Below are 14,034 nucleotides of genomic sequence, written 5' to 3'. Positions count from 1 at the left end.
TGTCGCCATTTTCATACAAAAAACACTAACCAATTAATTTTAAAGGACAATTCACACAAAAAAGGAGCCAGCAGAGGCTAAAATTAGCCAAAAAACCTTCAAATTAAAGTTCTATACTACGATTTATTGCCAGCATAAAACTCCGATTAATTAATTCATAACAGAATATGATTTCAGGGGAGGTGTAACCCTCCCCCCTTGCTCACATCAGCCATGACCAGGCTGACTTGGTGATGGCGGCACCGATCATGTATCCGAACACCGCCAGCGCCGCCACACCGGCCACCAGCTTCTGACCGCGGGCCGGGCGCTTGAGCGCCATGACACCCAGACCGATATAGAGCACCAGTGCAATCAGCTTGGCCATCAGCCAGGGTTGCTGACCTGGACTCAGCTGCAAGGTCACCGCCAGCAGCACGCCAAACAGCAGCAGGAAGGTGTCGTTGATATGGGGCAGGATCTTCAGCCACTTCTGCTGCAACCGATCGCTGCCGGCCAGCGCCAGACGCCAGCGATAGATAAAGAGCAGCAGACTGACCAGCGCCAGCGTCATATGCAGGTGTTTGAACATGGGGTAATAGGCAATCATTTTGCTTCCTTGTCGTCGTCGGGTAGCCCGCTGTTCCAGTTGTGGGCATGGATACGCTCCTGCCCCTCCTCATCGTCTTGCAACAGATCAGAGAGGATCTCCCGGTATTGCAGGCTCTTGTTGATATAAGTGTGTTCGTCGTCCAGATAGTTGACCTGCTCGCGCAACAGCCAGTTATCGTGCTGCTTGAAGGTCTGCCCCGCCCGCCAGGCCTGATTGGCCCGAAAACCGAGCTGAGTCAGCGCCTCCACCCCCAGATCGACTGCCGAACCCAGGGTTTCCCGGTGCACGCTCTCTACCCCGTGACGCAGGATCTCGTGGGCATGGGGTCGATCCAGCGCTCGCGCCAGGATCTTCAGGTGCGGGAAGTGCTTCTGCACCATCTCAATCACCGCCAGCGAGGTAGCCGGATCGTTGATGGAAAGCACCAGCAGCTTCGCCTTGTGCGCCCCTGCGGCATGAAGCAGATCGATCCGGCTGGCATCACCATAGAAGACCTGATAGCCATACTTGCGCAGCGTCTCTATCTGGCTGGCATCCTGTTCGAGGATGGTGGTGCCGATACCGTGACCATGCAGCAAGCGTCCCACGATCTGGCCGAAGCGGCCGAAACCCGCGATGATCACCGGATGCTCCACCAGCTCAGGTTGCTCATGCTGCGGTGCGTCGCTCTGGTTACGGTAATCGAACCAGGGCTGGATCACCCGATCGTTGAGGATCAGCAGCAACGGGGTCAGCGCCATCGAGAGCGCCACCACCAGTGTCAGCAGCGAGATGGTCTCACCGGGCAGCACCCGGTTCTGGGCGGCAAACGAAAATAGCACGAAGGCAAACTCGCCCCCTTGCGCCAGCGCCAGCGCAAAGGTCCAGCGTTGGCTCGGCGAGATGCGAATGGCAAAGCCGAGCGCCATCAGCACCAGCCATTTGAGCGCCATCAGGCCAACCACCAAGGTGGGAATGAGGAAGGGGTGCTCGGCAAACAGCCCGAAGTCGATCCCCGCCCCCACCGACATAAAGAAAAGGCCGAGCAGCAAGCCCTTGAACGGCTCAATGTCCGCTTCCAGCTCGTGGCGATATTCGCTGTCGGCCAGCACCACACCGGCGAGGAACGAGCCAAGAGCGGGGGAGAGCCCCACCGACTCCATCAGCACCGCGATGGCGATCACCAGCAGCAGAGCGGCGGCGACAAAGATCTCCCGCATATGGGACTGGGCGATGGCGCGAAACACCGGTCGCATCAGGTAGTGGCCACCCAGCACGATGCCGGAGATCGCCGCAACCACCAGCAGACCATGCTGCCAGCCCGCCAGTTCGGAACCGCCATTGCTGGCGACCGGCGCGATGGCCAGCAGCGGCAACAGCGCCAGGATCGGAATGACCGCAATATCCTGAAACAGCAGCACCGCAAAGGCGGATCGACCACTCTCGCTCTGCATCAGCTTGCGCTCCTGCAGGCTCTGCAACACGATGGCGGTGGAGGAGAGCGCCAGGATCAGGCCGATGGCCAGCCCCTGTTGCAGCGGCAGGCCGATGAGGTGCGCCACGCCAGTCAGCGCCGCCGTGGTAAGCAGTACCTGCAGACCGCCGGTGCCGAGGATCGGCCCCTTAAGCTGCCACAAGAGGGCCGGGCGCAATTCAAGACCGACCAGAAACAGCATCAGCACCACGCCAAACTCGGCGAAGTGCATCACATCCTTCTGTTCCCCCACCAGCCCCAGCAGGAAGGGGCCTATGATAATCCCCGCCAGCAGATAGCCGAGCACCGAGCCCAGCCCCCAGCGTTTGGCCAGCGGCACCGCGATAACGGCGGCAGAGAGATAGATAAAGGCATCAAACAGGATCCCGTGGCCCATCAGTCAGCCCTCCGAGTGAACATCTGGTCCGGCTCATGAGCTCGGCCAACAAGCTGCCCGTATTTCATGAGAGTACCTCCAGCAGATCGCGCAGATAGGGGTGCCCGGCCAGTTGCTGCGGGGTCAGCTGATCGTCACGCAGGGCACAAAGCAGCTGGCGATAATCCTGACCACAGCGGCGCAGGGCGGCGGGATCTTTGATCTTGTGAAAGGAGTGCAACACGAAAGGGGGCAGCCAGTTCATGCCGCACAAGGTGGCAGCCTGTTGAAATGGCAGCAAAAAGTCGAGCAGCGGTCGGCTGTTGTACCCCTCGCTGCAGTAGGACTCCGGCGCCCCGCCAGTGGTGATGGCACTCAGCCACTGCTTGCCCTTGAGGGCGTGCGCTTCGGGGCCGTAGGCGTAGCCATACTCCAGCACCAGATCCATCCACTCTTTCATGATGGCCGGGCAGGAGTACCAGTAAAACGGGTGCTGAAAGACGATGATGTCGTGCTCACAGAGCAGCGCCTGCTCCCGCTTCACATCGATGAACATGTCGGGATAGTGCTGATAGAGGTCGTGAACCGTGACCCCCTCCAGCCCCTCAATCGCCTGCAACAGCTGCTTGTTGGCCCGCGAGCTCTGCAGAGCGGGATGGGAAAAAATAACCAGAATGCGTTTCATGACCACATCACCCGAACAAAGCCTTGCTGTACAAGGCGCGGTAAACAGAAAAGGGGAGTCTGGGAAGCTGCATCGTAAAGGTGCACAGGAAAGCGACCTTATCAGGAAGCACCATAGCCTGCCAACTCGGGGATCAGCTCCCGCAGCGCCGGATTGAGGGTCTGGTGGGCGGGATAGCAGAGGCCGATCCGGCGAAACATCCGCGGCCCGCTCACCGGCAGGGTACAGAGCCCCGCCTCATCCTCCACCAGCCCGTCCGGCAGAAAACTGATGCCGACCCCCGCCAGCACCAGCGCCATCACCAGCCCCTTGCTCTCGGCCTTGGCCACCAGATTGAGGGTAAGGCGGTCACAGGCCAACAGGCCGATGGTCTGCTGATGGGCTTCGCAGGGCGGGCACTCAATAAAATCATAATGTTGCAGCTCGGCCAATTCGATCCTCCCGCGACTGGCCAGGGGATGGTCGACCGGCACGCAGAGCACGTAATCCTCCTCCCACAGCGGCAGGAAGATCTCGTCCTCCCGGCGCAGGGCATCGAGCGTCAAGCGGCAGTCGGCGGGCGTGGTGTAATCGGAGAGAGTGAGATCCAGCTGCGGCAACACGCTCTGTACTTGCTGCAACAGCCCGGCCACCCGGCGGCGACTCAAGTCCGGCATGATGGCGATATTGAGCCGCGCACGCGTCGCTTTCTGGCGAAACAGCTCCGGCAGACGGCGCGCCTCCTCCACCAGCTTGACCGCGTGGGGATAGAGATAGTGGGCCGGATCTTTCGCTACCACCCCCTTCTTGCCCCGGACAAACAGGCTGTCACCGAGCACCTCTTCCAGCTGGCGCAGCCCCGCCGAGAGGGAGGGCTGGCTGACGTGGCAGCGCTCGGCGGCGGCCGTGATGTTCTTCTCTTCATAGATGGCGATGAAGAAACGCAGCAATCTCAAGTCCAGCATAAGCCCAACCATAGTTTTTTCAGATGATAACCAGCGGAAAACAATATTTATCACTTATAGATGCAGTGACTATAGTGATTGGGTTCCGTGCTGGCCAGCCACCCGTTTGCTCAAACCGACTCTTGAATCAGAAGGAAAGACCCATGTCCAAATCTCTCGTCGTGATCACCGGCGCCTCCGCCGGGATTGGTGCCGCCATCGCCCGCGCCTTCTCTGCTGCCGGTCATCCGCTGCTGCTGCTGGCTCGCCGGGTCGAGCCGATGCAGGCACTGAATCTGCCCAATACCCTCTGCATCGGGGTCGATGTGACCGACACCGCCGCCATGAAGGCCGCCGTCCAGCAGGCGGAAACCCAATTCGGCCCGGTGGGCTGCATGGTCAACAACGCTGGCGTCATGCTGCTGGGTCAGGCTGACGTGCAGGATCCCGCCGAGTGGCAGCAGATGCTCAACATCAACGTGATGGGCGTGCTGAACGGCGTCCACGCAGTGCTGGCGGGCATGAAAGAGCGCCGCAGCGGCACCATCATCAACATCAGTTCCATCGCTGGTCGCAAGACCTTCCCGAACCATGCTGCCTACTGCGCCACCAAGTTCGCCGTACACGCCCTGACCGAGAACATTCGGGAAGAGGTGGCCGATGTGGGCGTGCGGATGGTGACCATTGCCCCGGGTGCGGTCGAGACCGAGCTGCTCAGCCATACCACTGACGAGAGCATCAAGGCCGGTTATCACGACTGGAAAGATCAGATGGGCGGCGTCATTGCGCCGGAAGTGATCGCCGAGGCGGTACTCTACGCCTGGAACCAGCCTGCCAACGTCTGCGTGCGCGAGATCGTGCTGGCGGCGACCCGTCAGCAACCTTAATCCGGGCTGACTGACACCATGGGGAGGGCTTGACCCTCCCCCGGGGCACAGGGTTACCATGTGCCCCTTGTTTTTTTCGAGTCATTCCATGGTTCTCACCCGTCGCCAACTCGCTCACGCCCGTCGCTGGCTCCCCTTGTGGAGTCTGGTGCTGGTGTTGATGTCGTTCGGCAGCCGGGCTGCAACCGACCTCTGTACCCTGACCACCCACTGCAGCCAGAGCGAGCGTACCCTGGAAAAAGCGATGCCCTGCGGCAGCTTTACCACCGCCCTCTCGATGACACTGGTAGGCAGCGACAGCCTGACGGTCGCCGTGCTGGAACCGGATACCCCCGAATTCACCTCCCCCTCTCTCTATATGCCGGAAGCGCCGCTGGAGCGGCTCGAACGCCCCCCTCGCACTCAGATCTGAAACTCATCCCGTATCGGGCATCTTTTCTTTAATCTGAGGTGAGTGATGTACAAACCCCTGTTACTGGCCATGCTGGCCAGTACCGTCAGCTTTTCGGCCCTCGCGGCCGAGAAGATGACCGTCTACAAATCCAAATATTGTGGCTGCTGCCAAAGCTGGAACGAGCACATGGCGCAGAATGGCTTCGAACTGGAGGTCATCGAGACCGAACAGCTCGGCGCAGTGAAGCAGCAATACGGTATCGCGCCGGAACTGGCCTCCTGCCACACCGGCGTGGTGAACGGCTATGTGATCGAGGGGCATGTACCGGCCGCCGATGTGCAGAAGCTGCTCAGGGAAAAACCGGCGATCCGCGGCCTGACCATTCCGGGCATGCCCCAGAGTGCGCCGGGCATGGATATTCCGGGCCAGCCCTATGAGGTACTGAGTATCAGCAACGAGGGCGCGACCAACAGCTGGTCGAGCTACCCCGGCTGACGAAAACTGGTCATGAGAGGGCACTCCCATATCATGTGAGGCACACCTGAGCGGACTTTTGCCGCTCATGGCCAGAAAGAGGGCCGCTATCGCGAGATAGCGGCTTTTTTTGATTACATTTCCTGCAATAACAAGGGATTGCTTGCAACGAATGGCGACAAGGGGCAGATTGAACACTTATTCATGGAGCCGATGCTCAGGTCTACCAACCCTTTCCAGCGCCAAGGATGCGACATGTTTACCTTTTCCCGAGGAGTTCTGCTGCTAGCCTTTCTGACACTCCTCCCCTGTTCTTATGCCAACGAAGAGCCCGCCATGCTGACAAGCGAACATCCAATCCAGCCGCCCGTGGCCGCCAAACATCCCCATACCCTGAAAAAGCACGGGGATACCCGCATCGACAACTACTACTGGCTGCGCGACGACCAGCGTCAGGCGCCGGAAGTCTTGCAATACCTCGAGGCCGAGAATGCCTACACAGAGGCCATGCTCAAACCGACCCAGCCGCTACGCGAACAGCTCTACAAGGAGATGGTCGCCCGCATCCCCCAGCAGGATGAGTCAGTCCCCTATGTGAAGAACGGCTACCGCTACCAGACCCGCTATGAGCCGGGCAAGGAGTACGGTATCTACTCCCGCACCAAGCTCGGCGAAGAGCAGGCAAGCCTGCTGCTCGACAGCAACCAGCGGGCTGATGGGCACGAGTTCTATGCCCTCGGCGCACTAGAGGTGAGCCGCAACAACCGCTGGCTGGCGGTAGCGGAAGATTTCCTCTCCCGCCGTCAGTACCAGATCCAGTTCCTCGATCTGGAGAGCGGCAAGTGGGCCACCGACAAACTGGAAAATACCTCCGGCAATCTGGTGTGGGCCAACGACAACAAGACCGTCTTCTACGTGCGCAAGCACCCGCAGACCCTGCTGCCCTATCAGGTCTATCGCCATGAGCTGGGCAACGATCCGGCCAAGGATCAGTTGGTCTACGAGGAGAAGGATGATTCCTTCTACGTCAGCCTCTATACCACCACCTCGGAAGATTTCATCGTCATCGCCCTCTCCAGCACCACCACCGGCGAAGCGCGACTGATCGATGCCAACGCGCCGAGCCAGTCGCCACGACTGTTCCTGCCCCGTCAGGTGGATCACGAATACAGCCTGGATCACTACCGCGGCCGCTTCTATGTGCGATCCAACAAGGACGGCAAGAACTTCGGTCTCTATGAGACCAAGGAGAGCCCTCTCGATCGCTGGAAGGCGGTGATTGCCCCCAATCCGGACGTGCTACTGGAGAGCTACGCCCTGTTCAAGGATTGGCTGGTGCTGGAAGAGCGCAGCAAGGGGCTGACCCGACTGCGCCAGATCAACTGGCAGAGCGGCGACGAGAAGGAGATTGCCTTCGACGATCCCGCCTATGTCACCTGGCTCGCCTACAACCCGGAGCCGGATACCAGCGCCCTGCGATATGGCTACTCCTCCATGACCACCCCCGCCTCCACCTATGAGCTGGATATGGCGAGCGGCAAGCGCACCCTGCTCAAGCAGCAGCCGGTAGCGGGCTTCAAGGCCGACCAGTACGCCAGCGAGCGCGTCTGGGTCACCGCCCGCGACGGCGTTTCGGTGCCGGTGTCGCTGGTCTATCGCAAGGACAAATTCAAGAAAGAGCACGCCGATTCGCCCAAGAATCCGCTGCTGGTCTATGGCTACGGCTCCTACGGCGCCAGCATGGATCCCGACTTCAGCAGCTCGCGCCTGAGCCTGCTGGACCGCGGCTTCGTCTACGCCATCGCCCATATCCGCGGTGGCGAAGAGCTGGGCCGCCACTGGTACGAAGATGGCAAGCTGCTGAAAAAGCAGAACACCTTCAATGACTTTATCGATGTCACCGAAGCGCTGGTCGCCCAGGGTTATGGCGCCAAGGATCAGGTCTACGCCATGGGCGGCAGTGCCGGTGGCCTGCTGATGGGGGCCGTCATCAACCAGGCACCCCAGCTCTATCGCGGCGTGGTAGCACAGGTGCCCTTCGTCGATGTGGTCACCAGCATGCTGGACGAGTCGATCCCCCTCACCACCGGGGAGTATGACGAGTGGGGCAACCCGAACCAGAAGCGCTACTACGACTACATGAAGAGCTACAGCCCCTACGATCAGGTCAAGGCGCAAGCCTACCCCAACCTGCTGGTCACCACCGGGCTGCACGACTCGCAAGTGCAGTATTGGGAGCCCGCCAAGTGGGTCGCCAAGCTGCGCGAGCTGAAGACGGATGATAACAAGTTGTTACTCAATACCGACATGGACGCCGGCCACGGCGGCAAGTCGGGCCGCTTCAAAGCCTACGAGGATATCGCGCTGGAGTACGCCTTTATCCTGGATCTGGCCACCCCGGCCAAGTGAGCCATCATGACCACGGCCCTTGCGTAGCAAGGGCCGCATAAGACACCCCCCATCACCCCCCCGCCCTGCCCGCCGAATTAATCCACGATCAAGAAATTGATGACCGACATCAAACTTTTCGATATTTAACGCTGCTTTTTTGCCGTTTTGTTTGATTTGTGTTGGTGTGATGTGCTTAATCGAAGTCGTTATCGCTTTTTATTTGGCCCCTCCGGGGCCAAATTATCTTCTGCTGGCAGGACGCCGGTTATCTCACCACAGGATGATGGTGGCTTTTTTTGGGAGGGGGTAACAGCCTGACCTTTCCTCGTACGAGGCCCTATCGGCAAGCCCGACGCAGAACGGAACTTGACCGCACATTCACCCGTGGAACGGGTGAGATAAATCAATGAAAAGGATGGAATAGATGAAAGGATTAACTTTGGCGTGCGCCCTGTCGGCAGCTCTGGTCGGTGTCTCATTCGGTGGTCCGGTGCAAGCGCAGGAGCGCTTCGTGACCATAGGGACCGGCGGTCAGACCGGTGTCTACTACGTGGCGGGCCAATCCATCTGCCGCTTCCTCAATCGCGGCGCCGCCGATCACCAGATCAAGTGCAATGCCCCGGCCAGTGGCGGTGGTGTTGCCAACGTCAACGGCATCCGCAGCGGTGAATTCAACTTCGGCATCATGCAATCCGACCACCAGTTCAAAGCGATGAAAGGGCTCCCCCCCTTCCAGGCCGAAGGGGCCATGGACGATATGCGCGCCGTCTTCTCCCTGCAGAGCGAGGTGTTCACCATCCTGGCTCGCCGCGATGCCAAGATCGCCAGCTTCGACGACCTGAAGGGCAAGCGCGTCAACATCGGCAACCCGGGCTCCGGCCAGCGTGACACCATGGAAGAGATCATGGCGGTCAAAGGCTGGAAGAAGGGTGACTTCGGTCTGGTCTCCGAGCTGAAACCGGCCGAACAGGCCTCCGCCCTCGGTGACAACAACATCGACGCCATGAGCTACTTCGTAGGTCACCCGAACGGTGCCATTCAGGAAGCCTCCACCACCACCGATGCGGTACTGGTACCTGTGACCGGCGCCGAGATCGACAAGCTGCTGGCCGAGAAAAGCTACTACAGCAAGGCCGAGATCCCGGGCGGCATCTACAAGGGCAGCGACAAGCCCACCCCCTCCATCGGTGGCAAAGCGGTGCTCTCCACCAGCGCCAAAACCGATCCGGAAGTGGTCTATCAGCTGGTCAAATCTGTGTTCGACAACCTGGATCGCTTCAAGCGCCTGCACCCTGCCTTTGCCGACCTGAAAGAGGCTGACATGATCAAGGTGGGCCTCTCTGCACCACTGCATGAAGGGGCTGCCCGCTACTACAAAGAGCGCGGCTGGATCTGATTGCAGGCCCCGGGGCCTTTGTCACTCTCTTCGACGCCCGTCTGCCGCCTGATTGCGGGGGCGGGTGTCGCTCTTGTTGTACTCGTTGGCACAAATTAACCCTATGCAAGATAAAGAACTCTCTACCGAGGAGCTGATCGCTCAGGATGTGGGTGCTCGCCTGCCGTTAGGCCCGCTGGGCTGGATCATCACAGCCCTGGCACTGGCCTGGTCGCTGTTTCAGCTCTGGATCGCCTCACCACTCCCCTTCATGGTGGGGTTTGGCGTACTCAATGACACCGAAACCCGCTCCATTCACCTCACCTTTGCCCTGTTGCTGGCTTTTCTGGTGTTCCCGGCATTTCGATCCTCGCCGCGAGATCGGGTCCCCCTCGGCGATATCGCCCTCGGCCTGATCGCTGCTGGCGCCGCTTCTTACCTGTTCGTGATGTACGAAGCGCTGGCCCTGCGTCCCGGCACCCTCACCACCGCCGATCTGGTGACCGCCTGCATCGGCCTCCCGCTGCTGCTGGAAGCGGCGCGTCGCGCGCTGGGGCCGGCACTGGCGGTCATCGCCATCGTCTTTCTGGTCTACAGCCTGGCGGGCCCCTGGATGCCGGGGCTGCTGGCGCACCGCGGGGTGAGCTTCACCGCGCTGGCCAACCATCAGTGGATCACCACCGAAGGGGTGTTCGGCATCGCCCTTGGCGTCTCCACCAGCTTCGTGTTCCTGTTCGTGCTGTTTGGCGCCCTGCTGGAGCGTGCCGGTGCCGGTCACTACTTTATCCAGCTCGCCTTCAGCCTGCTCGGCCACCTGCGCGGCGGCCCGGCCAAGGCAGCAGTGGTCGCCTCCGGCCTGACCGGTCTGATTTCCGGCTCGTCGATTGCCAACGTGGTGACCACCGGCACCTTCACCATTCCGATGATGAAGAAGGTGGGCTTCAGTTCAGAGAAAGCGGGGGCGGTCGAGGTGGCCTCCTCGGTCAACGGCCAGATCATGCCGCCGGTGATGGGGGCGGCCGCCTTCCTGATGGTGGAGTATGTGGGCATCCCCTATGTGGAGATCATCAAGCACGCCTTCCTGCCTGCCACCATCTCCTACATCGCGCTGCTCTACATCGTCCATCTGGAAGCGCTGAAACTGGGCATGCAGCCCATCGGCAACCATCAACCCAAACCCTGGCTGCACCGCCTGACCGGCTTTGCCTTTGGCGCGGCCCTCATCAGCGGCCTGTCGCTGGCGGTCTACTATGGCCTCGGCTGGCTCAAGCCTGTGCTGGGTGACTACGCCCTGCCGGGGATCAGTCTGCTGCTGGCGCTAGCCTATCTGGGGCTGCTGAAGATCGCCGCCAACAACGAACCGCTGGCAGCAGAAGATCCCGACAAGCCGCTCACCGAGCTGCCCGATACCCGTGCCGTGCTGCTCTCCGGCCTGCACTTCATGCTGCCGGTGGTAGTACTGGTGTGGTGCCTGATGGTGGAGCGCCTCTCGCCGGGGCTGTCAGCCTTCTGGGGCACCGTGATGCTGGTGATCATCCTGCTGACCCAGCGCCCGCTGCTCAACTGGCTGCGCCAGGACGGCAAGCATGACTACGGCACCGTCGCTGACGGCGTGGTGGATCTGCGGGAAGGGCTGGTTGCCGGTGCCCGCAACATGATCGGTATCGGCATTGCCACCGCCACCGCGGGGATTATCGTGGGTGCGGTCTCCCAGACCGGGGTTGGTCTGGTGCTGGCTGATCTGGTGGAGTTCCTCTCCATGGGTAACCTGCTGCTGATGCTGCTGCTCACCGCCCTGCTGAGCCTGATCCTCGGCATGGGGCTGCCCACCACCGCCAACTACATCGTCGTCTCCAGCCTGCTGGCACCGGTAGTAGTGACGCTGGGGCAGCAGAACGGGCTGATCGTGCCGCTTATCGCGGTGCACCTGTTTGTCTTCTACTTCGGCATCATGGCCGATGTGACGCCGCCGGTGGGGCTGGCCTCCTTCGCGGCTGCAGCCGTCTCCAAGGGCGATCCCATCAAGACCGGGATCACGGCGTTTTACTACAGCCTGCGTACCGCGGCGTTGCCGTTCCTGTTTATCTTCAACACCGATCTGCTGCTGATCGACGTGGACTTCGCCCACGGGGTGCTGATCTTCATCGTGGCGACCATCGCCATGCTGATCTTCGCCGCCGCCACTCAGGGCTGGTTCCTGGTGAAGAGCCGCTGGTACGAGAGCGTGCTGCTGTTGCTGGTCGCCTTCACCCTGTTCCGCCCGGGTTTCTGGATGGACAGGCTCCACGATCCCTATCGGGTTACCCCATCTGCCGAGTTGGCGAAAACATTGGGCGAGGTGGAGGCGGAGAGCACCCTGCGGCTGCGGATCCTCGGTGAAGATGCAGTGGGCAAGCCACGCAAGTTCACCCTGCTGGTCGCCGTACCGGATGGGGAAAATGGCGAGGAGCGGCTGGCCAATCTGGGGCTGAGCCTCTATGAGCAGGATGGCAAGACGCTGATCGACAACGTCGCCTTTGGCAGCCCGGCCGCCACCATGGGGCTGGAGTTCGATCAGGAGATCCTCACCGTCAAGGCGCCGACCGAGCGCTGGACCAAGGAGTGGATGTGGATCCCGGGCTTCCTGCTGTTTGGGGTGATCGTCTGGCTGCAGCGTCGCCGCAACGTCAAGGCCGGTTAATCCACCGAACAGATAAGACCGAGGGCCGCCAGTGCGGCCCTCTTTTTATTGCGTTGCCATCGTTGCGGATGCCTTGTAATGGGCGACCGTCATGGAAAACGTTAAACGGTGGCGAGCGGCCAAAAAAAGTGGGGTGACATATCCATGTCACCCCCTCGCAAATAGCATGTTCCATATTGGAGTCCGGCCACGCCGGGTCTCTGTTTCACTTTCCGATAGTTCGCGACCCATCTGAAGTGCGCGCCAATTGCAGCGATGCAACTGGCCAGCAACCCGTTACAACCTTCGTCCACACGGCAGACAAGCCGCCGTGTTTGTCCTTGCAACTGAAATATTACGCATAAAAACAAAATAAAAAACGTTTTTATGGCCATTCCATTCACATAAGAGTACAAAAAACAGCCTTATCATCACAACTAAATTGTTATAAAACAGCCAGATAGCTTCTCAGATAGTTATTCACCCGCAAGGGTCGTCTGCAATGGCTTACAAGGCTTTGCGAGATCTCGCACAAAAAATGGCCGCCTCACAGCCAGCGACGCAGTGGCAACCAGTCACTCAGGCGGGCCATCAGCCGCCTTGACCACCCCTCGGGTTGGCGTGGCGATCCACCCGTCTGCTCCTGCCAGCGAGCCAACCAATCTCGCAGCGCCTCGCAAATTGGCGGGCAGTGCAGATGCAGCATCAGCTCGGTATTGAGAAAGAGTGAACGGGGATCGAGGTTGAGGCTGCCAAACAGCGCCCGCTCCTCCCCCAGCAGGATCAGCTTGGCGTGCAGGCTGCCGTGGCCATGGTCAAACTCGGCGACCCGGATCCCCTGACGTTGCAACCAGCCGAGATAGCGCTGATAGGCGCCATAGACCAGCGGTACATCGGTGCTGGCCAGCGAGTTGGTGAGAATGTCGATGGCTACTCCCTGCTGGCGTAGCCGCGCCAGGCGGTGCCGAAATCCGCGGGTGAGGATGAGGTAAGGGGTCACCAACCCCAGCGAGCGGGGATTGTCAGCCAGCAGACGCCAGAGCTGACGAGCGGTGGTGGGGCGGGAGATAAGCCCCTTGCCGGGATGGTCGAACCACACCTCGGCCCGTCCCTCATACCACTGCAGCGGCACGTCAGCCTCATCAAACAGCTCCGCGGGCAGATCGTAGACCCTTGCCACCGCCGGATCCATCATGGTGAGCAGGAAGTCGTTGACCACCTCTATTTCGGCGGGCAGCAGCTCGCGGCGCAGCAGATGGCGGATGGGGTGGCTCCAGCGGCTGTGCCAGAACTGTTCGAACCCCTGTGCCATCTGCTGGCACAGGCCACCCTGGCAGGCGAGATCGAGATCCACGAAGGGGGCTTGCGGATCCAGACCGAAGTAGCGATCGCCGATATTGCGCCCACCAATCAGCGCCAGCTTGCCATCCACCAGCAACAGCTTGTTGTGCATCCGGTGGTTGATACGGCGAAAGCTGAGCAACCCCTCCAGCAGCAGTGCCAGCGGGCGCCAGCCCCGCAGCCAGAAGGGGTTGAACAGCCGCACCTCGATCCCCGGGTAGTGAGCCACCATCTCCAGAAAGCGGTTGTCACCGGCATAGAGATCATCCACCAGCAGCTGAACCTTGACGCCGCGCCGGGCGGCATGGAGCAGCTCGCTCAGCAGCAGCTTGCCGCTGCTGTCCTCCTCCCAGCTGTAGTACTGCGCCTGGATCCGCTCACGGGCATGGCGGATCCAGTGGCAGCGCACCTTGAGTGCCAGCAGGGGATCGTCGATCAGGGCAAAGGATCCGGGGATCATGGTGTCATCCTGCTGTCATGGCCG

At 60.6% G+C, this 14,034-nt stretch carries 11 protein-coding genes; 6 read left to right on the top strand and 5 right to left on the bottom strand.

What is annotated here, in order from left to right:
- Positions 1–202: 202 nt before the first annotated feature.
- From LD28_RS0114675 to LD28_RS0114660, 4 genes are all read right to left on the bottom strand, one after another.
- The gene (locus LD28_RS0114675; protein WP_033137694.1) at positions 203–589 is read right to left on the bottom strand and encodes a SirB2 family protein; all 387 of its coding nucleotides are present in this window, start codon (positions 587–589) and stop codon (positions 203–205) included.
- Entirely contained in the window at positions 586–2,442 is a 1,857-nt protein-coding gene (locus LD28_RS0114670; RefSeq protein WP_033137693.1) for a monovalent cation:proton antiporter-2 (CPA2) family protein, read from the bottom strand. Before LD28_RS0114670 ends, LD28_RS0114675 begins: the two co-directional genes overlap by 4 nt.
- A gap of 64 nt (positions 2,443–2,506) precedes the next feature.
- On the bottom strand, positions 2,507–3,106 hold the full coding sequence (gene kefF / locus LD28_RS0114665; protein ID WP_033137692.1) for a glutathione-regulated potassium-efflux system oxidoreductase KefF: 600 nt from the start codon (positions 3,104–3,106) through the stop codon (positions 2,507–2,509).
- Between the two features lie 101 nt (positions 3,107–3,207).
- Positions 3,208–4,050: a LysR family transcriptional regulator gene (locus tag LD28_RS0114660; RefSeq protein WP_033137691.1), complete on the bottom strand. Its 843-nt coding sequence runs from the start codon at positions 4,048–4,050 to the stop codon at positions 3,208–3,210.
- A gap of 143 nt (positions 4,051–4,193) precedes the next feature.
- Between LD28_RS0114660 and LD28_RS0114655 the strand changes: the two genes are divergently transcribed.
- From LD28_RS0114655 to LD28_RS0114630, 6 genes are all read left to right on the top strand, one after another.
- Positions 4,194–4,916 (top strand): SDR family oxidoreductase, encoded by a 723-nt coding sequence (locus tag LD28_RS0114655; protein WP_033137690.1) that lies wholly within the window; start codon positions 4,194–4,196, stop codon positions 4,914–4,916.
- Between the two features lie 88 nt (positions 4,917–5,004).
- The gene (locus LD28_RS0114650; protein WP_033137689.1) at positions 5,005–5,328 is read left to right on the top strand and encodes a hypothetical protein; all 324 of its coding nucleotides are present in this window, start codon (positions 5,005–5,007) and stop codon (positions 5,326–5,328) included.
- A gap of 45 nt (positions 5,329–5,373) precedes the next feature.
- Positions 5,374–5,805 carry a DUF411 domain-containing protein gene (locus LD28_RS0114645; RefSeq protein WP_033137688.1) on the top strand — a complete coding sequence of 144 codons (432 nt, stop codon included), beginning with the start codon at positions 5,374–5,376 and terminating at the stop codon, positions 5,803–5,805.
- A 234-nt stretch (positions 5,806–6,039) separates the two neighbouring features.
- Positions 6,040–8,193, top strand: coding sequence for a S9 family peptidase (locus LD28_RS0114640; protein ID WP_033137687.1), 2,154 nt, complete (start codon positions 6,040–6,042; stop codon positions 8,191–8,193).
- Positions 8,194–8,599: 406 nt separating this feature from the next.
- Positions 8,600–9,571 (top strand): TAXI family TRAP transporter solute-binding subunit, encoded by a 972-nt coding sequence (locus tag LD28_RS0114635; protein ID WP_033137686.1) that lies wholly within the window; start codon positions 8,600–8,602, stop codon positions 9,569–9,571.
- A gap of 103 nt (positions 9,572–9,674) precedes the next feature.
- Positions 9,675–12,230 (top strand): TRAP transporter permease, encoded by a 2,556-nt coding sequence (locus tag LD28_RS0114630; RefSeq protein ID WP_033137685.1) that lies wholly within the window; start codon positions 9,675–9,677, stop codon positions 12,228–12,230.
- A 526-nt stretch (positions 12,231–12,756) separates the two neighbouring features.
- Here LD28_RS0114630 and LD28_RS0114625 read toward each other — a convergent pair.
- Positions 12,757–14,010: a phospholipase D-like domain-containing protein gene (locus tag LD28_RS0114625; protein WP_033137684.1), complete on the bottom strand. Its 1,254-nt coding sequence runs from the start codon at positions 14,008–14,010 to the stop codon at positions 12,757–12,759.
- Positions 14,011–14,034 lie beyond the last annotated feature (24 nt).

The sequence above is a fragment of the Aeromonas finlandensis genome (assembly GCF_000764645.1).
GTDB lineage: Bacteria > Pseudomonadota > Gammaproteobacteria > Enterobacterales > Aeromonadaceae > Aeromonas > Aeromonas finlandensis.
This window is presented reverse-complemented; position numbering and strand designations above follow the sequence as displayed.